This window comes from Arcicella aquatica, assembly GCF_034928825.1.
Classification (GTDB): Bacteria; Bacteroidota; Bacteroidia; order Cytophagales; family Spirosomataceae; genus Arcicella; species Arcicella aquatica.
In genome coordinates this window covers 17,007-39,131 of sequence record NZ_JAYFUL010000050.1, presented here as the reverse complement: position 1 = coordinate 39,131, position 22,125 = coordinate 17,007, and the positions used below count along the sequence as shown (strand labels likewise).

Sequence of the window (22,125 nt, the reverse complement as noted above, 5' to 3'; positions counted from 1 at the left end):
GTAATTACAGATTCGGATTCAGAGAAAATCTTATGAAAACAGCTTGTGGACTTTACAATTTCAGGAAAATAGCCTAATAAATTGTACGAAAACAAGATTATATATGTTAAAAATGTCTACTAATTGGCTTTAAAAAAAGGTTTTATCTATGAAGGTATTTTCTCTACTAATACTATTTTTATTATTTACCTTTTCAGGGATAAGTCAGGGAAAGGTTGAGACTTCAAACAATTATGCTCAAAAAATTATGGGCAATTGGATGAAAGATTATATTGATATGAAAGATGGAAGTAGTAATGATGACCCTGCTGTTGATGAAATGGTGGCCTCAATGCTTATTTTCAGAAAAACTAATACTGTTACTGTCATACAAGGAAAAGAAGCGGTGAATACCCCTTTTGAAATATTTGGAGATACTTTGTTAGTTGGCAGAGCAGTATTTTATAAAATAGAAAAACTTACTGATTACGAATTGGTATTTACGCAGATACTCTCGGATATTCCCGACTATCAGTTGCGCCGCTATCATTATCTTAGTACCAAAGAAAGTTCAGGAGAATATTTTGAAAGACGATACATTAAAGCAAATCTTAAAATTCAGGCAAATGGAGATTCTGCCTACGCATTTAGCAAATACATTTTTCCCAAATTTAGAACGGGTAGAGAAATGTTTAGGGGGGCTAACTTTAATACTTTTGAAGATGTTTATCAATATTCCTATGAAGCCATTGAAACAGCTTTTGATTTTCCAGCGAGGAAGAATGGCAGTTTCAAAGTGGCTTTTATGATAACAAAAAGCGGAATATTGAAAGATGTAACTATCCAGCAAAGTTCTGATTCAAGCTATAATGCCAAGTTGATTCAAGCTGTTTTACAAACGCGTAAACAATGGATTCCAGCCGATATTGATGGAAAACTTGTAAACGTAGTGTTTAATTATGAGTTTGATTTTGGCGATGATAAAGAAGATGTGGAAAACGATGATAACTTTTTTGACCCTGCAATATATGCAAACCTGATGGAGAGAGGCGACAGGCAAATTGAAAAAAAGAATTATATAAAAGCTATCAAACTATATACAAAATGTATATTGATGAAAGACGACGCCTTTGATGCGTTGTACAAAAGAGCAGATGCTTATTTTACATTAAAAGTAGAAAAGAATGCCTGCTCAGATTGGAATTATTTAGCGACGAAAGGACAAAAAAAGGCAGAAGCTTTGTTTATTAAAAATTGTTTGAAGCCATAAGAAAAAAAGTGTTCTAATGTGTTATGCTTTTTTTATGAAAATTAATGCTAAAACGTGATAATCAAAGCAGTTTTTTTTTATAAATTTCCTGAAATATTAAAAAAACAATGAAAAAACTATTATTTCTATTATTCCCAATTTCAACGTTTGCCCAAACTGAAATTCCGCTCAATGATTTAGGAGCCTTCAAAAATCCAAGTGCAAACTGGACAATTGTGGGTGGTATTTCAGGAGATTACCAATCGGCTACTTTAACAAGTACCGAAGGAAAGGGTATTCTATATGCCTCTGCGAAAGGTGCCAAGTATCAATCAAATGATGATTTGATTTTTAAACTTGAGCACGGCGACATTAGGCTATCACTCGACTTTATGATTCCGAAAGGCTCTAATTCTGGCGTTTACTTACAAGGACGCTATGAGGTACAGATTCTGGATTCATGGTTGAAAAAACAAATCACCGATGGCGATTGTGGTGCTATCTATCATCGTTGGGACGAAGCTCGTGGAGCTGGTAACGAAGGATATGAAGGACACGCACCTCGCCAAAATGCCGTGAAAGCTCCAGGCTTGTGGAATCATCTGGAGATTGATTTCAAAGCACCTACTTTTGATGCATCAGGTAACAAAATCACGAATGCTCGTTTCAACAAAGTAGTGTTAAATGGCATTATTATCCATGAAAACATTGAACTTACGGGGGTAACACGTGGTGCTATTTCTCCGAAAGAAGCTGCAACAGGGCCTATCAGAATTCAAGGAGACCACGGTTCTGTGGCATTCAAAAATATCAAATACGAAGTTTTTGATAAACCCCTCGCTACGTTTAGCCCAACCAATTATGAATATTACCAAGGCAAATATGCAAGCCTTCAAACAGGGACAAATAAGCCTGTAAAGACAAGTACTGCCCCAAAGCCATCGATGAAGCTTGCGGAGGCGAAATCAGATTACTTGTTGAAATTTCAAGGTAAAATCACGATTCCAGAGACAGATACGTATACATTCACGACTAACTGGACGGGTACGGGAGCATTGATAATTGATAAAGATACCATTACCAAAGGAGATCATTGGTATAGCGAGGACGTAAAAGGAAGTACGAAGCTTACGGCTGGTGAACATACTTATACGTTGCTTCATGCCAAAGATTTTGGTTGGGGGCCTAAGGCCCTTGGTTGTTTTATCGAGAGAATCGGAGCTCCAAAACAAGGAATTACTGAAAGAACATCCTTGCCAGAACCAGAAGCCACACCGCTTATCGAAGTAAAAGTAAGTCAAGAGCCCGTTTTACAACGTTCATTTATCGTATATGGTGATAAGAAAAAAACACATGGTATTAATGTAGGATTACCCAACGGGTTGAGTTATTCTTATGACTTAAATCAAGGAGGATATTTACAATTATGGAGAGGTAAATTCTTGGATGCTACATTGATGTGGTATGACCGTGGCGAGCCTCAAACTTCTGTACCGATGGGTGCTGCTATTACTTCAAACGACAAGTTTCCTTTAGCATTTTTAGCGAGCGACTCAGCGCCTTTCCCAGATACTTTAACCAAAAGCGAGTTGAAATATAAGGGATACAGCTTAAAAAAATATGATGTAGCTGGTCAGCAAATATCCTTTCCTGATTTTATGTATGAATACAAAGGCGTAAAAGTAAAAGATACTTCTTTGCCAATGACACAAAACGAAGGCATCAATCGTCATTTAAGTTTTGAAGGCAATACAACAGATGCTAAATTGTATGCTTTATTGGCGGAAGGAAGTGCCATTGCTAACATTGGTAATAACCGTTTTTCAGTAGATAATCAGCAATATTATATACAGGTAAATTCAACAGAAAGTAATAAAGCAATCATTCGTGAAAGTAAAGGAAAAAAACAATTATTATTGCCTTTAGCTGGATTGAAAGAAATATCTTATCAATTGATTTTCTAAGTTTGTATTTAACTAAATCTATCGTTGAGTTTCTTAAACAGTTTGCCATTTAATTTGATTTGTCATGAGTGAATTTGAATCATCGAACCTCCAATTATCAAGAGGAAATAAGTCACCCGTCTCGACTAATAGCCTTTCATTGTATGATGAATATGGTTCGATAGCCATTGGTATTATCCTTCAGATAGTTCCTCAAAATCAAATAGCACAAGACGTAATGGTTTATTTGTAAACCTCTCTGTAGAAAACAAAGTAAGCATAGCTGTATGTATTAACAGTAAAGCAAGAGAAAAGGCATTGTTTCTGAAGAAGAACGAAGAGAAATTGAACAACAAGCATCAATTGACAAAGATATTGCTGAGGCTCTGAAAGTGTTGGAAATAGACATTACTGATTTTTATACAAAAAATGCTGTTCCACCACCACCGATTATTAGAGAAACCATTGCTTTGTATGCGCAACATGATATTGGCGTCCAGCTTTTATAGCAGTCTTTATTTTATCAAAGGTTTTTTTAATATCAGCCTTATATCTTTATTTCAAAGCGGATAGTTTAACTAAAGAAAACGAACGTTTGAAACAAGAAATTAAGCTTAAATAAGCGTTGATTATTTTGTTATCAAAATAAATTAATTTCAAAAAAATGAAAATAGCATTAAAAATATTGCTTTCGATGGGTCTATTGGGTTATGTTACTCAAAGCTCATTTGCACAAGCGAAACCAAAGCCTTTTACAGAAGAGGACTTTTACGAAATAAAGACAATTGCCATTCCTGACGAAATAAAATTAGAAGCAGGTGGAATTGCTCCGATGCCCGATGGGCGAGTAGGTGTTTGTACGAGAAGAGGTGAAGTTTGGATTATTGAAAACCCCTATCAGTTGAACGGAACCAAACCAAGCTATACGCTTTTTGCGAGTGGTTTACACGAATCTTTAGGCTTGGCTTATTATAAAGGCTCTTTTTACTGTACGCAACGGGGTGAATTAACCAAATTAACCGATACCGATGCCGATGGTAAAGCCGATATTTATGAATCTGTAGCCAACTGGGATTTATCTGGAAATTACCATGAGTATTCGTATGGCCCAGTTTTCGATAAAAATGGTGATATGTACCTTACTTTCAATGTGGCATGGGTAGGTTATGGCGAAGGTAAATTAGCTAAATGGCGTGGATGGTTAGTAAAAGTAAAACAAGACGGAACACTTGAGCCTATAGCCACAGGTTTACGCTCGCCAGCAGGTTTTACGATCAATTCTAACGGTGATGTATTGTATGGTGAAAATCAAGGCGACTGGGTGGGGTCTGGTAGAATTACACATTTAGAAAAAGGAGACTTCGCAGGTAATGCAGGTGGATTGTTCTGGACAAAAGAGCCAGACTCACCATTGAAATTAACAAAGGCTGATATTCCAGATACTGGCGAGCCAATGTACGAAGCCGCTAAAAAAGTAAAAGCGTTGAAATTGCCTGCTGTTTGGTTTCCACATGCTTTGATGGGGATTTCAACTGCCGATATGATTGAAGACGAGACTGGTGGCAAATTTGGACCATTCCAAGGGCAATATATTGTTTTCGACCAAGGACAATCAAAAGCCATGAGAATGTCTTTAGAGAAAGTAAATGGTAAATATCAGGGTGCTTGTTATCCTTTCCGCGAAGGTTTTCAGTCTGGAACAGTGCGTGCGAGATGGGGAAATGATGGCTCTATTTTCGTAGGAATGACTTCAAGAGGTTGGGGTTCTACAGGAAAAGCCTTATTCGGTATCCAACGTTTAGTTTGGAATGGAAGAATACCTTTTGAAATGAAAAACGTTCATGCGATGCCAGATGGCTTTGAAGTAGAATTTACACAACCTGTAGATTTGAAAAGTGCTGAAAACTTAGCTAGTTATGAACTGAAAAGCTTTACTTATAAGTATCATCATCAATATGGTAGCCCAATTATTAATCAGGAGGCAACACCATTGAGAGGTGTAATTGTTTCGCCAGACCGCCTAAAAGTACGTTTAGTAATGGATAATCTACGCAAAGGTTATATTCATGAAATATTGGCTTCGGGCTTAGTGAATGATGAAGGTCAGCCTTTATTACATGATATTAGCTACTATACGTTGAACGATATTCCTGCGGGCGAATTGGCAAAAATAACAACGAAGGCAGCTCCAGTAGTGGCACCTGCTAAACCTGCGACTTTACCTGTAAAGAAAGAGAAAACAGTAGGAGCGAACCTCCCTGTTGATAGCAAACAGGTAGCATCATTATTGAAAAAACACGCTTGTACAAGTTGTCATGCAGAAGCTACAAGAGTAGTTGGCCCTCCGTTCACAGAAGTAGCCAAAAGAAATTATACAAACGAGCAAATTTTAGAATTGGTGTATCATCCAAAACCAGAAAACTGGCCAGATTATGCCACTGAAATGGCATCGATGACACACGTGCCTAAAGCTGATGTATTGAAAATTGCTTCTTGGATTAATTCATTAGGAAAAAAACCAAAAGTAGATTTGAACAAAATTGAGAATAGAGATTAAGGTTTTATAACAAAATAGCGGAGGTCTGAAATTTAAATTTCAGACCTCCGCTATTTTGTTCGTTATCCAACACTACTCAAACGATTGATACATCACATAAGTATCAACCAAGCCAAGCTGTTTATGATTAAATGCCTTGGGAATAGTACACATAATTTGAAACCCAATATTTTTCCACAGCTTTACCGCATACGTATTGGTGCTGACTACAATATTAAATTGCATGGCTTTGAAGCCTAATGATTTAGCTTCTTGCAAAGAATGTTCACCCAAAAATTTGCCAATACCCTTTCCTTGAAAACTAGGATGAACCATATAGGAACCATTGGCTACATGCGAGCCTAAATCTATTTGGTTAGGTTTGATAATATAAGTCCCACAAATTACGCCATCTTCTACTGCCACATAAGTAAACATATAATCAGCAAACCAATGTTTGGCTAGGGCTGATTTGGGGGTGTGTGGGTCAATTACATAAGTATCTCCAGAAGCTATTACTTGATGAAATATTTCCCAAATACCATCATAATCTGTCGTAATATCAGCTTTCCTAATTTCCATAATTTAAATTTACAAAAGCTATCTTGGTTTATATTTTACAAAACCAAATAAATGAATGAATATAGAGCGCGAAGCCCTGAAATTAAAAGGCACAGCAGCCAACGAAAGCACTGTGATTGGAATGATATAATAGAGAATAGGAGGGTCGTTGAAAATAAAGAAAATAGCAACGCCTAAAAATGCCAAGAAACCCACATTGATACCATAGCTAATAAACATGGCACCATACCAAAAACCAGGTTCTACTTCAAAACGTAGGTTGCAAACAGGACAATTGTCGTGCATTTTATCAAATTTGGTAATTTGCCAAAACGGGTACATAAACATCTTTCCTTCTCTACACTGGGGGCATTTCCCTTCAATAATCGCTTGAATCCTAGAATGTTTTACATCCAATTTTAGCTTAGTACTATCTTCCATATTTGTTTAATTTATATTGACAAAGTTAAGGTAATTCGATAAAAACTCAATTTTTTAATCTTAATGCTTTCTGTTTTGGGGTTTGTAGAATATTTTTGGTAAACTTTCTTAATAATAGACCATCCTTATTCTGTAAAACGATATGTCAACATTCAATTCACTTGTATTAACGCAAAAAAAAGAGAAAAATCTAACAAAATTACAAAAGCAGTTTAATGCATATATCATTAAAATTAATGAGTTAAAGGAACAATTAATAAAAAATGAAGAACAACTTTTAGTCATACATACTCGTATAAAAACTGAAATTATTCCTCTACAACAAAAGGTCAATGATAAAGTTGGAGAATTAGTATATGTTTTTGATAAGCACTATGATGATTCTTACTTTAAGAAAAAAGAGAAGGAAAAAATCAAAGATTATATAATGAGTAAAGTAGAGGATTTGATTGAGATGGCAGGAAAAGATGAATTTAAAGTACTTTATGAAAAGTATTTTGATGGTGAAAGCTATGATAACGCTGTTGTAGAGGATGAAATTTTACGCAAAGAAAGCCTAAAAGAAATGGTGAGTTCTGTGTTTGGAATAGAATTGGATGAAAGTGAAATCGACCTAAATGACCCAGAGCAAGTTCAAGAATTTATAGACAAAAAAATGGATGAACAATTCACATTCAGGCAAACAAAAAAAACAGAAAAACCGAAAAGTCAGAAACAAATAGATAAAGAGGAGAAAATTAAACAAGAAGCAAAAAATATCAGTAAGGCTGCTAGAAGTATTTACACGGATTTAGTAAAGGCTTTTCATCCAGATAGAGAACAAGATGAAAACGAACGAAATCGCAAAACTGAAATTATGAAACAAATTACGCAGGCATACGAGAAGGATGACTTGTTTGAATTGCTTCGACTAAAAATTTCTTTACAAAATACAGATGCTGATTCTTTGAAAATAGCAGATGCAGAGCTTAAATATTATAATAAAATTCTTAAAGAGCAGGTAAATGAACTAGAAACTAGAATTTGGCAACAAACCTATAACGCATTAAGCCCTAATGGGGGTTATAATATGTTTGCAAAATTTGGAGGAGAACCAAGAGTAATGAAAACCAGATTTACTAAAGAGATTAACCATATTAAGCAATCACTCAAAATAATGGACGAAAATATAGCTAATCTAAAAGTCAAAGAAAATATGAGAGCTTTCTTGAAAAATTACCAAATTCAAGAAGAAGAATACTTTTGGGAGTGGGGTGAATAATCTATTAATTATATACATCAGGGCATAATCATTTCAGAAAGAATAAGATTGAGTCTTTCTGAACCCGCCTGTAAAGACCAATTTTCGCGTACATTTTTCAAGGCAAAATCAGCCATTTCTTTTCTAAGCTCTTTGTCTGTAATCAACTTTTCAATATAATGGGCTAGCTCACTTGCATTATTATTCGTTAAAAAGCCATTTTTGCCATGAATTACGGTTTCACGCACGCCTGCTTCAGCAATAGCAACTACTGGTATGCCACAAGCATTGGCTTCTAAGGGAGCAAAGCCAAAAGGCTCTAATTTAGAGGTGTACACCAAGCATACTGCATTACTAAGTAATTGTATCAATTCACTATCAGAAACCATTTTCTTTAGCTCAATCTCTACGTTTAATGCTTTAGCAAGCTTTTGCATTTCTTGCCAATACTCTTCCGTGGCCATATTGCCTATCCAGAGTAACTTCGGTCTGTTTTGTTTAATCAAGCCCAATGCTCTAATGGCAAATTCAGGGTTTTTATGGGTCATAAAACTTCCTAGTCCTACCACATAATCATTTTGACTAGTACTATCAGTTGACGGATGAAATAATTCAGTATCAACCCCCAAATAACAAACCTCGGAAGGTAATCCATATACCCGTTGACAACTTTCAGCAGAGAAATAAGAATTGACTAACACTTTATTAAAAGCATCAAAATTTATCCGCTCTTCCCGTACAAACATACGGAACCTATTTAAACGCCATGCACTAGCAAATGTGTGAGTCCAGTATTGTAAACTAAACTTACTCTGTGACCTATCAGGTGCTTCCCAAACTTGTTTTGGCATGGCCTCGTACAAAAAGCGCATGGGTTCGCCTAAGTACAATACCTTCGGTATTTTGATGAATTTGCCGATGAAGGGAACGGCATAATATGAACAGCTATTGGCAAAAAGTACATCAAAATTACCAGCATGAATTTCATTAGCACATTGTTGGCAGTGTGCTTCCATAGCAAGCATATTGGCTTCTTTTTCAAAAAATAGTAAAGATATTTTTTCTTTAAAACTAGGATTAAGCTTAGTATGAGTTACGGGTACTGAATGAAGCATTACTTCTGAGGGCAATTTCATAAAACCACCCGCATCAGGATTTACCGCCCAAACTTCTACATGATGTCCACGTGCTACTAAACCTTGAATGTGATACTGTAAGGCTCTGCTACCTCCACCACTATGTAAATTATGCCAAACAGCAATTTTCATTTTTTTAATAGTTATAATGTTTATATAGACGATAGAATCTGATTTTATTTCAGAATGTTAATGGGTCTAAATTCTTGAAATGCCCATTCATCCTAATTCTTTCTTTTGTTTTTTCTATTTCTTGCAATACCGTGATTACTCTTTCCAGATGCTGTATTAAAAAGCCTTGTCTTTCTGCTTCGGTTGGCATTTTTAGTAATTGGTATTCTTCTTCTAAGGATAACCCAATTTTATGAGCAATTTGATAGGAGTAAGGCTGGTCTTTATTGATGTCAAAAGTGTTTTCTTCTTCTAGCAATTTGTATAATACCTTTACTCTTTCTACTAAACCAATCATTACTATTGGGCGGACTTCCACTTCGGGCAACATTTCTAAAACCCCTCCAGCATACATTTTTAGCTTGACGGGATTCTGAAAGTCAATAATTCTAAAGGTTCTTATTCCCTCGGTTTTGATGTCCATTCGCCCATCGTCGTATCTTTTTGATACTGAAATGATTTTTACTTCAGTACCAAAGCCCGGTAATTTTCCATCAATAAAAGTTGGAATACCAAAGGTATTATCATTGTCCAGACATTCATTGATTAATTCGCGATAACGAGGCTCAAAAATATGAAGATTGAGGGCTTCCATTGGATAAACCACCAAATTGAGCGGGAATAAAGGAAGAAATTTTTGCATGACTAAGTTATCTCGTTACGATTACTTATCGATTTAAAAATTAATGAGCTACTACTTTTTCAATCGAAAAGCCTGCACTTATGATATCCAATAGTGGGTCTTGTCGCATATACTGACGAATCTGAATTTTGTATTTCCCATTTTTAGGAAAATGAAAATCTTTGAAGACTAATACTTTATGGTCGTAAATATCGCCTAGCCCTTCGCCTAAAGAACGTCCAGAAGTTTGGTCGAACAAGATTACTTCATCCAATTTTTGATGAATTATTTTTCCTGTTTCTGTCGTTAAGTAATGCGTCAAGTACAAATTATAATAAGGATACGAGCGATTGTTACGAATGGTATAAAAAACATTGTAGGCTGATAATGAGTCTTTTACTTCAAAAGTAAAAGTTGGAGCATCTTTAATAAACCATTTTGCATCAGGAATATCGTAGTTTTCCTTCAGGATGGTATTGGTATCACAAGATGAAAGTGTGAATAAACAAATGGTTAACAAAGCCATGATATAATGGTTCAGACGCACGGTGGGCGTGCTGAACCATTGTTGAATAGCATTGTTAACCAAATATTTTGTACTCGACATATCGCTAAACTGCTTTGTTATCGTCATTGTTACGGTTGTTGTTCCGATTTTGTGGCGGACGATTCTGTTTTTGATGATGGGGCTTTTTATTTCCCTGATTGTTATTATTATTCGTTTTAGCTGGCTGAACACCTTTGTCCTGTGGCTCCGACGCATTAGCATTAGGCTGTTGATTACCTTGCTGTTGTGGTTTAGGGCCTTTAGGATGCTGAGGTTTATGATTATTTTTAGGATGAGTACCCTTTTGTTGCTCTTGTCCTTTTGCTCCCTGTTGTTTTGGCTGTTGAACAGGCTTTTCTTGTTGATGTGCCTTATCTTCCGTTTTCACAGGGCGTTGTTCAGCCTTTACTTCTCTTTTTTCTTGTTTGAATTCTTTACGTTCAGGACGAGGGTTCTCTTTTCTCTCTGATTTGAAGTCAGGACGGTCGCCTTTTTTCTTATCAAAGCTTTTCTTACCACCGTTTCCTCCGTACTTTCTATCCATTTTATCTAAATCTGCATTTAATGGACCAGCACCTTTTTCGATTTCTAGTTCAATTTTTGCAGACTCAGCACCATCGATAGACTGTGGTTTTACGCCCCTTTCGTTCAAGGTCATAATTTCCTTTACTCTATCAACCGTAACAGGAATCCAGTTACTTTCTTCGCCTCTATAACCAAACCACATTACTCTTTTGAAAATATCCGTTTTCTGTAAAAAAGCTTCACCCTTTATCGTTTGAAGAGATTTCTCAATTGTCGGAATATCTTTCAAAGCATCCATATAAGTTTCTAGTTCATAATTCAAGCAACATTTGAGTCGCCCGCATTGACCAGAAAGTTTTACAGGATTCAAGGAAAGGTTTTGATAACGAGCCGCCGAAGTAGTTACGTTTTTAAAGTCAGTCAGCCAAGTAGAACAACACAATTCTCGTCCACATACACCAATACCACCAACTCTAGCAGCTTCTTGACGAAGGGAAATTTGTTTCATTTCAACCCTAACTTTAAACTCGCTCGCCAACATTTTAATTAATTCTCTGAAATCCACACGGTCGTCAGAAGAATAATAAAAGATAGCTTTGGTGTTATCAGATTGAAACTCTACGTCCGAGAGCTTCATATTCAATTTTAGTTCCTTGATAATTTCACGGGTGCGATACATCGTAGGGTAATCACGTGCAACGGCTTGGTCGTGTTTTTCAAGGTCTTTATCATTGGCTTTTCGGTAGATAACTTTTATTTCCTCGTTATCTTTTAGGCCTTTCTTTAGCATTTGTAAACGCACAAGCTCGCCTTGTAAAGATACAAAACCAAGATGATGACCGCTTGGAACATCAACGATTACAGGGTCGCCAGCATAGAGTTCAATTTGATTAGTGTTTCTGAAATATTCTTTTCTACCACCTTTAAATTTCACTTCTACCACATTGAATTTACTAAAAGTAGGAATATCCATATTCGACAGCCAGTCGAACACGTTCATTTTATTACAACCGCCCGTACCGCAAGCACCGTTGTTCTGACACCCTCCAACAGCACCACCGTCTTTATTTTTAGTTCCACAGCTTCCTGAGGAGCAAGATTTACATCCCATAATTTAAGGAGAGAATGAAAAAAACATTCTACTTTATGTGTTTATAAATAAGTATGATTAATACCTCAACACATCTAACCCAATATCTTTTCGATAATATTTTCCATCAAAAAGCACATCTTGGGCAGCTTTTTGAGATTTTTGAATGGCTTTCTCTAAGGTATTCGACATGCCTGTCAATGCCATTACTCTACCACCATTCGTAAGTACTAAATTATTGTCTAGTTTAGTACCAGCATGAAAAATTGTAGCTTCTTTGATTGAATCATAGCCCACGATTACATCACCTTTTCTATAGTCATTCGGGTAACCACCAGCTACAACTACCGTAGTAACGGCATGTTGTTTACTTACTGTAAAGTCGGCCTCATGCAATTCATTTTTGGCAGTGGCAATCATTAAAGCTAAGAAATCAGACTCAATTCTTGGTAAAACCACTTCTGTTTCAGGGTCGCCCATTCGAGCGTTATATTCAATTACATAAGGTTCGCCTTCGTGATTCATTAAACCAATAAAGATAAAACCATTGTATTTTATGCCTTCGGCTTTTAAGCCAGCCAAAGTAGGCTTGATTACCTGAGTATCTACAGCCTCCATGAATTTAGCTGTAGCAAATGGCACAGGTGAAACTGCACCCATACCGCCAGTATTTAAACCTGTATCGCCTTCGCCAATGCGTTTGTAATCTTTGGCTTCAGGTAAAACTTTGTAAGAATCTCCGTCTGTTAATACAAAAACGGATAGTTCTATACCTGTTAAAAACTCTTCAATAACCACTTTGCTACTAGCATCACCAAATTTTGCGTCAACCAACATTTCGGTTAAGGCTTCTTTGGCTTCGTCTAGCGAAAGGGCAATAATTACTCCTTTACCAGCGGCCAATCCATCGGCTTTTAATACGATAGGTAGCTTTTGGCTTTCTAAATATTTTAAACCATCTTCAAGCGTATCTTTGGTGAAAGTCTGTGATTTCGCTGTTGGAACGCCATACTTTGCCATAAAATTTTTCGAGAAATCTTTTGACCCTTCCAACATCGCTCCATGAGCATCCGGACCAACCATCAGAACGTGTTTTAAATCCTCTCTCGACTGAAAATAGTCTCTTACTCCTTTCACTAAAGGCTCTTCAGGCCCCACAATTACTAACTCAATACCATTTGTTAAAACGGCTTCAGCTATTTTCTCAAAGTCATTATATGAAATAGGCAGATTTGTAGCAATTTGTGCAGTACCAGCATTACCCGGTGCTACAAACAATTTATCACAAAGAGTACTCTGGGATATTCTCCAAGCAAAAGCGTGTTCACGTCCGCCAGAGCCTAAAATTAGTGTATTCATTTATTGTTATTTTCTTGTGTTTCAATGATTAATTACCGCATAATCATTGAAACATTCCATTAAGCAATTTTATTGATTGATTTTAAGGATTAATGTAAGTAACCAATGTGAAAAATGACGTTGTTATGTAAATTTAAGTACATACTAAATTCACAACTCATCACTCACAACTCTTAATTCGCTACTTCACTCAAAAACTTAATTCTCATCAATCTCAATTCTTCTTCGGTAATATCATCAATATTACATTCTTCCAAAGCCACTGCGATATTGTCAGATTCAGCCACCATGAAGTATTCAAAAATTTCTTCTTGTTTATCAGGCTCAACCACTTGGTTGATATAATAATCAAGATTTAGTTTAGTACCAGAATAACAGATATGTTCGATTTCCTCAATTAATTCTGCCATCGAAAGCTCCTTCTGGTCAGCAATGATATCCAAATCCACTTTTCTATCAACCTGTTGAATGATATGAATCTTGATTTTTGATTTATTTACTGCCGATTTCACAACTACTTCCGTAGCGGTTTCAATCTCGTTATCCTCAACGTATTTTTTGATTAAATCAATAAACTGACGACCAAATTTTACAACCTTACCCATACCCACACCATTAATCTGAGCCATCTCATCTTTGGTGGTAGGATAGGTCGTTGCCATTTCCTCAAGTGATGGATCTTGGAAGATTACATACGGAGGAAGATTTTTTTCTTTGGCAAGCTTTTTACGAAGGTTTTTCAACAATTCAAATAATGCTACATCATACGAACCACTGCCCGATGCCGCTTCTTTTTCTTCGTCTTCTTCTATTTTCTCGTTTTCGTAGTCGTGGTCTTTTGAAAGCGTTAACGGATAAGGGTCTTTCAAATACTCTTTCCCTTTTTCAGAAACTTTCAATACACCATAATTCTCAACATCTTTTTCTAAGAATCCTAATACCGCTATCTGACGCACCATCGAAACGCATTGTTCAATCGGTTCAGGTTCAGCATTTTTTCTACTCTTTGATTTCGCTGCTGGTTTTGCTTTCTTTTGTTTCGGAATCGGATTTCCATCCTCATCTTCTTCATCCGAAAATTCTACTTCGTCGTCATCGTCATCATCGTCGTCTTCGTCCTCATCAGCATTCAGTTTGAACAATGATTTAGCTTTTCCGAATGTTTCAATTTTGTTGTGTTCATAACTGCCCACATATTGGCTTTTATAACCCATCAAAATATCTGCAATATGTTGTGCATCAAAACGCTCGCCTGTTAATTCAACCGTTTTTAAGGCCAATACTACTGCTTCTTCTACCTTATATTTTGGTGTTGGTTTGTTACAGTTGTCACAGAAACCACAGTCTTTATCAACGTGTTCACCAAAATAGTTTAATAATTGACGACGGCGACAAGTGCCCAAGTTGGCATAATGTACCATTTCATGCAATAGCATACGAGCAGTATCGCGCTCAGTAATGGTTTTATCCTTGTTGAATTTATCCAACTTGTTGATATCTTCTTTCGCATAAAACATGATACAAGTACCATCCAGCCCATCACGACCAGCTCTACCAGTTTCTTGGTAATAGCCTTCTAATGACTTTGGCGCATCGTAGTGAATCACAAAGCGAACATCTGGCTTATCGATTCCCATCCCGAAGGCAATCGTTGCTACCATTACATCCGTTTCTTCATTCAAGAAAGCCTCTTGATTAGCCATGCGAACATCTCCATCTAAACCAGCATGATAAGGCAAAGCTCTTACACCATTTACATTGAGTAAATTAGCAATTTCTTCTACTTTCTTACGGCTTAAACAATAGATAATTCCCGACTTTCCATGATTGGCCTTGATGTATTTGATAATTTGTTTATCAATATCATCACGCTTCGCACGGATTTCGTAATAAAGGTTTTTACGATTGAATGAAGACTTAAACAGCCTAGCATCGTCCATGTTCAAGTTCTTTTGGATATCCTGCTGAACTTTTGGTGTAGCTGTGGCTGTAAGGGCAATGATTGGTAACTTTGTATTGATGCTTTCTACGATAGAACGAATACGGCGGTATTCAGGGCGGAAGTCATGCCCCCACTCAGAAATACAGTGTGCTTCGTCGATTGCTACAAAAGAGATTTTGGCTTGTTTTAAAAACGCTAGGTTATCCTCTTTGGTTAAAGATTCAGGAGCGATGTATAACAACTTTACCTCTCCGCTGATAACCGCATTTTTAACTTTCGTCATTTCAGCACGGTTCAATGATGAATTCAAGAATTGAGCATTGATTCCAAATGCGTTCATTTGATCAACCTGATTTTTCATCAGGGCAATCAACGGAGAAATTACGATAGCAGTACCTTCCATCGCAATGGCAGGCATTTGATAACATAATGATTTCCCCGCACCCGTCGGCATAATGACAAAAGTGTTTTCGCCAGAAAGGGTGTTTTTTATAATATCTTCTTGTTCACCACGGAACTGGGAAAATCCAAAAGTCTCTTTGAGTTTTTCTTTTAAAAAGTCGGTGGTTTCTTGTGTAACACTCATTGTTTTTGAAACTTGTAAAAGGTTTTTTGATTAATATCGTGGTTAATAATCCTTTATCTTTGTAATAAATTTAACACAAAATCAGTCTTGAAAAACTGTTTCTAACATTGAAATTAGTAAAAAATATCCAATCAACTGCAAAAAAAGTTTTAGAGGAAGAAGCAAATGCAATCCTAAAAATTGTTGCATCAATTGATTCATCGTTTGAATCATGTGTAAATCACCTACTTAAGGCCAAAGGTCGCTTGGTGATTACTGGTATTGGCAAATCTGCAATTATCGCCCAGAAAATTGTGGCTACGCTTAATTCGACAGGAACGCCCGCTTTGTTCATGCATGCTGCCGATGCCATACATGGTGATTTAGGGATGATTCAAACAGAAGATACCGTAATGTGTATTTCAAAATCGGGCGATACACCCGAAATAAAAATTTTGATACCCCTTATTAAGCGAACTGGTGTAAAATTAATTGCAATGGTTTCAAATACAAGTTCTTATCTAGGTAAAAATGCAGATTTTATTTTACATGCCTATACGGAGAAAGAAGCTGACATTTTAAATCTTGCTCCGACAACCAGTACAACAGTAGCTTTGGCATTAGGAGATGCCCTTGCAGTATGCTTATTAGAATGCCGTGGATTTAATAGTGATGATTTTGCCAAATATCACCCTGGTGGAGCCTTAGGCAAGCGTTTATACCTGAAAGTATCAGATATTTATCCTAATCATGGATTGCCCCTAGTATCCGAAAATGCAAGTATTAAAGAGGCATTTTTAGAAATTAGTTCTAAAAGATTAGGTGCAACAGCAGTAGTAAATCAGGACAACGACTTACTAGGTATAATTACGGATGGTGATGTACGAAGAATGTTAAACGTACATGATAATTTGGTAGGATTAACAGCGAAAGATATTATGACAGCCAAACCAAAATCAATCAATGCCGATGCTTTTGCCGTAGAAGCTTTGCAACTGATGCAAGAGAAAAGTATTACGCAGTTGGTAGTAGTTGAAAATAATAAACCGATAGGTTTTGTTCATTTGCATGATTTGTTGAAGGAGGGGTTGGTGTAGTAGGGGAGTGTTAATGAAGACAAATAATAATATACCCTCAATGTAATCGGTATTGCTTTGAGGGTAATAAAAGACATAGAAATTTATGATATATAGCTCTTGGAATAACTTGTGATTCAATAATGGTTTTTGCAATACCGTACACATTTATACCAACTAAGCTTTGATTATTTTTGAAGTTATTAAACGTCTATTTCCATCTATCACTTCATATTTAAAATTATTAAGAGGAATTTGAAAACCAATCAATAATTTTTCGATGTTTATTAATTTAAAAATGGATATGTCATTTCTTGAAAATATTTGTTCTATGCCAAGCGAAATTCTCTAATGATGACTGATAGTCAAGTTGTTGAGGTAATAAAATTGTTTTGCCTTCTAATTTATGAAAACTATAGTCACTTTCTTTATTTTCTTTAAAGGATTTTGATAAGATTATTTCGTAGTGGTCATTTATTGCAATAAGTCCACGGTCAAACGCTCTGTGAAGATTTGGGCAAAGCGCTATTCCATTGGTTAATGTATTATCAAATGCAATAGCAAAAGGAATAATATGACAAGCATCTACCATCGAAATACTAAAAGAAGCCGATATTCTTAAACCAGATATTGCACAAGTAGCATCATAGATTTTTACTACTTCTCTTCTAAAAATCGCACCTCTATTATAGACTTCAATCTGATACGTTTCGGGGTCAAGGTTTTTCTTTAAATCTTCTAATTTACTCTTATAAGCGATTGATGGCTCATAAATATCGTTTTTGAGATTATCAAAATATGTATCCTGTTCAAAAGAATCTTGTTGTAGGGTTTTGTTGGGGAAATAGGTTTTCAGTAGTACTTGTTTTAGGAGGTTTCTACTTTCCTGATTGAGCAGTAGAGTCGCTAAATTTATATCAATTATAGCATAAGCTACGGCAGCACTCAAATTGCCAAAACTTCGCATTGAGCCTGCGTTTTCAATCCATAATTCACAACCTACATTAGGCATTAATTGCCACCAATTCCCTTTTTCGCCAGTAAGATGAAAGAAAGGCAAAGCGAATCTTGGGTCGTGAGGCGTTGTTACTAACTGATTCCAAAAGAGAGAAAAGGAGTGTGTAAGTTCGGGGGTGATATAAACCTTGTGGTCTGGGATATGTCCTAATTCGTACTCATGGATTAAAGCTATTAGTAGTATAGGTTTGTGAGGAGCTCCACCGTTTTTGTTATCACGGCGTAGATGAGTAAAAGCATGGATGAAATAATCTAAAATGTTGGACATATTTACATATTTTAAAGTAAAAATATAGTAAAAGATTAGCACTTTAAAGGCATTGAATAAATACTTCTATATCATGATTTTCCAACTCAAATACAAAGTTAGTTTCAAATACATTTCATAATGAATAATAGTGCTATCGATTATAATGAAGATGAGCTTTAGGCTTTCATAATAAATGTACTTACAATATTAGGTAGTACATAATAACAGCTTAGAAAGCTGTGCTACAATCATACAATCAATACACCTCTTGTTGTTAATTAACATTTGATAATAAATCAATTTTATTTATCGATACTCAGTAATTTGTTGAATAAATAAATATTAATTTTCAAGAAGTATAAAAGAGATGAATGATAAAAATATTATATTTGATGTGCAATGACTTCTGCATATTTCACTATTATATTTTAAAAAAATGAAAAAAATTCTATTACTCTGTTGTACCTTATTCTTCTCTTTACACACTAGCTTCTCACAAAGTACAAATCGTGTAAAAATCATCTCAATCAACCCTAGCGAAAACACTGGACAGGATTATTCCTCTTGGCTCACTGATAACCTAGACTCACTCGTTGAAAGTGCATGGACTAATAATGCCAAATGGGTTGACGTTAGGCTAACTTTTGAACATAGGAGTACAATTTCAAAGCTTTCATTTTATGATTACACAGGTGTTTTTACAGAACATCCAGCTTCCATTTATGCGTTGAAAGATACTACGTTGACATTCCTTGGTTTATTTGATGGTTCTACTTACGATAATTTTGTTGATTTGAACTTAACAACTCCTATTATTGCCGACGCTATCGTTGTTAGAAAATTTGGCAATGATATCCCTCAGAAAATCAAAGTATTTGGTGAGACAACACCCAATAGTCCGTCATTAAACCGTTTAAGATACTTTGCAATCACGCCTAATATCAACACAGGGCAAGATTATACGCCTTGGCTTTCAGATAGTTTAGATGTATTAGTAGAAAGTTCGTGGTCGAGTAGCAACAGTGTTTGGGTTGATATAAAACTAACCCTTGAATTTAAAAGTATTATTTCAAAACTTTCATTTTTTGATTATACAGGTGTTTTTACTGATAGACCAGCCTCTATTTATGCTTTAAATGATACGACAAAAACATATTTAGGCTTATTTGATGGGTCAACGTATAATTCATTTGTTGACTTGAATTTGGCAAATCCGATTGTGGCCGATGCCATTATTGTTCGTAAATACGGCAATAATGTTCCTCAGAAAGTTAATGTTTATGGCAATCCTGTTAATGGAGCGGCCAAAGCAATTGTATCTGGATCAACAACTCCAACAACGCCAACTACGCCAACAGGTCCTACAATAGTAGGCACTAAAATACCGATTGCCCCTAAAAGATGGTATCAACTAAACCATGTAGGGTATGGGTTAGATGCTTTATTTGATGGAAATACTGACAATGAGGTATTTACAGGATGGGGCAAAATTTTGGATAATTATGACTGTTACTATCCTTTAAAAGAAGGAGAAGTAATTAATATTCAAAGTGTAAAGTTTTATGATGGTTCTGGCACTCTGACAAACGAACCATTTAAGTTATATGGTATTACTGACCAATGGGAACGAGTACTCATTGCTACTTTCAAAGGGGAATCTTATAACCAATGGGTTGGCCCTAACCCAAATGATATTAATAATTTTGTGCTTGCAAATCCTTCTACTGCTAACTTCAAATATTTACTTATCAATTGTTATGGGGGATTTCCTAGAGAAATGGAATTGTATGGTACTTATACAGCCAGTACTGTTACTCAAACAAGTCCACCTTTGAAAAATATAAAAATGAAAGATGCTTTTGGTATCAATTCTTTTGAATGGGATTTCTTAAAAGCTAGTGATGCTTCTTTACTTGATGAAAATAAAGTTCAGGCTTTTAAAGCATTTACAGGTTTTCGTCAGTATATGGACTGGGAGAAAATAGAACACTTTGAAAATGTTTATACGTATAACCCATGCTTTAATGGAGGTTGGAATTATGATGCAATCTATGAACGTTGTAAGCAAGATGGGATAGAGGTTTTGCCATGTTTGCAAGGGGTTCCTTACTGGTTTTTTAATACATATCCTGATTCTACATATCATGATGGACAAATTGTTCCAGCAAGATATGGGTATTCATATTCAGACCCAAATGCTTATAAAGACCAAGCACAAGTAGCGTTTCAGTATATTGCTAGATACGGAAGCAACGCTAATGTTGATACTACATTGCTTAGTGTTTTTGATCAACCACGTTGGACAAGCGATAGCCCAAATGTGTTAAAAGTAGGTCTTAATGTGATAAAATACATTGAATGTGGTAATGAAAGAGATAAATGGTGGAAAGGACGTAAAGGCTATCAAACAGCTCGTGAATATGCGGCTAACTTATCAGCATTTTATGATGGACATAAAAATACTATGGGGCCAGGTATTGGTGTTAAAAACGCAGACCCCAACATTAAAGTAGTAATGGCAGGTTTGGCTTCTGCTGACCCAGACTATGTAAGAGGAATGATAGACTGGTGTAAGGAGTTCAGAGGTTATAAGCCTGATGGAAAAGTCAATTTATGTTGGGATGTAATTAATTATCACTTATATTCAGATAATGCTAATTCGTCACAAAGTGGTTCTTCAACAAGAGCGGCTGCCCCAGAAGTTTCTTCGGCTTTAAATACCGCAAAAAAGTTTGTTCAACTAGCACATGATGAAGCTTATGATATGCCAGTGTGGATTACTGAATTAGGCTTTGATTTGAATCAAAATAGTCCATTAAAGGCTATTCCAATAGGTAGCAAATCTGCTCTTATCACTCAAGCTGATTGGGGGCTTCGTTCGGCATTGATGTATAACCGTTTAGGATTAGAAAGAAGCTTCTTTTATATGTTGTATGATTCAGACCTTTACAATGCTACTCAATTTGCATCTTCTGGTTTAATAGATTCATTAAGACAACGCCGTCCGATTGCTGATTATTTGTACCAAACAAAAAATCTAATAGGGAATTACGTTTACAAAGAAACGATTTCACAAGATCCATTGGTAGATCGATATGAACTAAATGGGAAATCTGCGTATGCTTTAATGATTCCAGATGAAATAGGAAGAACAGGTAATTATACTTTAGCTTTGGATAATATCAACGATATTAAAATCTATTATCCAAAAGCAGGAAGTGAAAAAATGGATAGTCTAAGTGTTACAGATAGCACTCATAACTTCCACTTAGCGGTAACAGAAACGCCTATTTTTGTTATTCCGGGACAATCAGTAGTTGCTAATAACCAAAATTACCAAGTTAACTATTCTTTGAATACGACTGCTTTAAGTGCAGGGAATAGTCATGTATCTTTTTCACCAAAAGATGGTACTTCTACTACTAACCTTAATAGAGTTACTGCTGAAAGAAATACAGTATCGGTAGTTTATCCTAATCCAACGTCTGATATATTATATGTTTCATCGAATACTTTGAATAAAGTTAGTCGTGTGAAATTGCAAAATATGAGTGGTATTACTGTACTAGAATCTAATGCTATTTCAGCAGAAGGTATTAGTATTAAACACCTCCCTTCGGGCAATTATTTACTTTCTGTTGACTTAAATGATGGTAAAATAGAAAATCATAAAGTAACTGTTTTGAGATAATTATTTTTAATGATTTAATGTATTATTAGTGTAAAACATGAGTCATCCCGAATTTTAAAATCACAAAAAAGCGGTCGAAAAACTAATTTCGACCGCTTTTTTATGATTGATGAACAACGAATTCCTACTGTTTGAGCGCTAGCGAGTTTAGGAATTCTTGATTTTCTTTTGTTACTTTTCTTTCA

16 protein-coding genes are annotated in these 22,125 nt (G+C 35.7%); 7 read left to right on the top strand and 9 right to left on the bottom strand.

Annotated features, from left to right (window positions below):
* The first annotated feature begins 148 nt into the window (after positions 1-148).
* From VB264_RS21085 to VB264_RS21070, 4 genes are all read left to right on the top strand, one after another.
* On the top strand, positions 149-1,249 hold the full coding sequence (locus VB264_RS21085; protein ID WP_323252699.1) for an energy transducer TonB: 1,101 nt from the start codon (positions 149-151) through the stop codon (positions 1,247-1,249).
* A 107-nt stretch (positions 1,250-1,356) separates the two neighbouring features.
* Positions 1,357-3,192: a 3-keto-disaccharide hydrolase gene (locus VB264_RS21080; RefSeq protein WP_323252697.1), complete on the top strand. Its 1,836-nt coding sequence runs from the start codon at positions 1,357-1,359 to the stop codon at positions 3,190-3,192.
* 64 nt (positions 3,193-3,256) lie between these two features.
* Entirely contained in the window at positions 3,257-3,424 is a 168-nt protein-coding gene (locus tag VB264_RS21075) for a hypothetical protein (protein ID WP_323252695.1), read from the top strand.
* A gap of 411 nt (positions 3,425-3,835) precedes the next feature.
* Entirely contained in the window at positions 3,836-5,728 is a 1,893-nt protein-coding gene (locus VB264_RS21070) for an auracyanin family protein (protein ID WP_323252693.1), read from the top strand.
* 72 nt (positions 5,729-5,800) lie between these two features.
* Here VB264_RS21070 and VB264_RS21065 read toward each other — a convergent pair whose 3' ends face one another.
* Together VB264_RS21065 and VB264_RS21060 are read right to left on the bottom strand one after the other, a co-directional pair.
* On the bottom strand, positions 5,801-6,289 hold the full coding sequence (locus VB264_RS21065; RefSeq protein WP_323252691.1) for a GNAT family N-acetyltransferase: 489 nt from the start codon (positions 6,287-6,289) through the stop codon (positions 5,801-5,803).
* A gap of 18 nt (positions 6,290-6,307) precedes the next feature.
* A complete protein-coding gene (locus VB264_RS21060; protein WP_323252689.1) occupies positions 6,308-6,709 on the bottom strand; it encodes a DUF983 domain-containing protein in 402 nt (133 codons plus the stop codon).
* 142 nt (positions 6,710-6,851) lie between these two features.
* On the opposite strand from VB264_RS21060, the gene VB264_RS21055 reads away from it, so the two are divergent.
* Positions 6,852-7,970, top strand: coding sequence for a hypothetical protein (locus VB264_RS21055; protein WP_323252688.1), 1,119 nt, complete (start codon positions 6,852-6,854; stop codon positions 7,968-7,970).
* A 17-nt stretch (positions 7,971-7,987) separates the two neighbouring features.
* On the opposite strand, the gene VB264_RS21050 is transcribed toward VB264_RS21055, so the two are convergent.
* From VB264_RS21050 to VB264_RS21025, 6 genes are all read right to left on the bottom strand, one after another.
* Positions 7,988-9,217 (bottom strand): glycosyltransferase family 4 protein, encoded by a 1,230-nt coding sequence (locus tag VB264_RS21050; RefSeq protein ID WP_323252685.1) that lies wholly within the window; start codon positions 9,215-9,217, stop codon positions 7,988-7,990.
* Between the two features lie 49 nt (positions 9,218-9,266).
* Positions 9,267-9,899, bottom strand: a complete 633-nt coding sequence (locus tag VB264_RS21045) for an LON peptidase substrate-binding domain-containing protein (protein WP_309921065.1) — start codon at positions 9,897-9,899, stop codon at positions 9,267-9,269.
* Between the two features lie 40 nt (positions 9,900-9,939).
* Positions 9,940-10,404 carry a gliding motility lipoprotein GldH gene (locus tag VB264_RS21040; protein WP_456151983.1) on the bottom strand — a complete coding sequence of 155 codons (465 nt, stop codon included), beginning with the start codon at positions 10,402-10,404 and terminating at the stop codon, positions 9,940-9,942.
* 85 nt (positions 10,405-10,489) lie between these two features.
* Positions 10,490-12,061, bottom strand: a complete 1,572-nt coding sequence (ricT, locus tag VB264_RS21035; protein WP_323252680.1) for a regulatory iron-sulfur-containing complex subunit RicT — start codon at positions 12,059-12,061, stop codon at positions 10,490-10,492.
* A gap of 57 nt (positions 12,062-12,118) precedes the next feature.
* Positions 12,119-13,399 carry a phosphoribosylamine--glycine ligase gene (gene purD, locus VB264_RS21030; RefSeq protein ID WP_323252678.1) on the bottom strand — a complete coding sequence of 427 codons (1,281 nt, stop codon included), beginning with the start codon at positions 13,397-13,399 and terminating at the stop codon, positions 12,119-12,121.
* A gap of 173 nt (positions 13,400-13,572) precedes the next feature.
* The gene (locus VB264_RS21025) at positions 13,573-15,927 is read right to left on the bottom strand and encodes a RecQ family ATP-dependent DNA helicase (RefSeq protein WP_323252676.1); all 2,355 of its coding nucleotides are present in this window, start codon (positions 15,925-15,927) and stop codon (positions 13,573-13,575) included.
* A gap of 107 nt (positions 15,928-16,034) precedes the next feature.
* On the opposite strand from VB264_RS21025, the gene VB264_RS21020 reads away from it, so the two are divergent.
* Positions 16,035-17,003 (top strand): KpsF/GutQ family sugar-phosphate isomerase, encoded by a 969-nt coding sequence (locus VB264_RS21020; protein ID WP_309921044.1) that lies wholly within the window; start codon positions 16,035-16,037, stop codon positions 17,001-17,003.
* A 286-nt stretch (positions 17,004-17,289) separates the two neighbouring features.
* Here the strand turns inward: VB264_RS21020 and VB264_RS21015 are convergent, their stop codons facing one another.
* Positions 17,290-18,267, bottom strand: coding sequence for an HNH endonuclease (locus VB264_RS21015; RefSeq protein WP_323252673.1), 978 nt, complete (start codon positions 18,265-18,267; stop codon positions 17,290-17,292).
* A gap of 418 nt (positions 18,268-18,685) precedes the next feature.
* Here VB264_RS21015 and VB264_RS21010 point away from each other — a divergent pair, with 418 nt between their 5' ends.
* Positions 18,686-21,940 carry a T9SS type A sorting domain-containing protein gene (locus VB264_RS21010; RefSeq protein WP_323252671.1) on the top strand — a complete coding sequence of 1,085 codons (3,255 nt, stop codon included), beginning with the start codon at positions 18,686-18,688 and terminating at the stop codon, positions 21,938-21,940.
* The last annotated feature ends 185 nt before the right edge of the window (positions 21,941-22,125 follow it).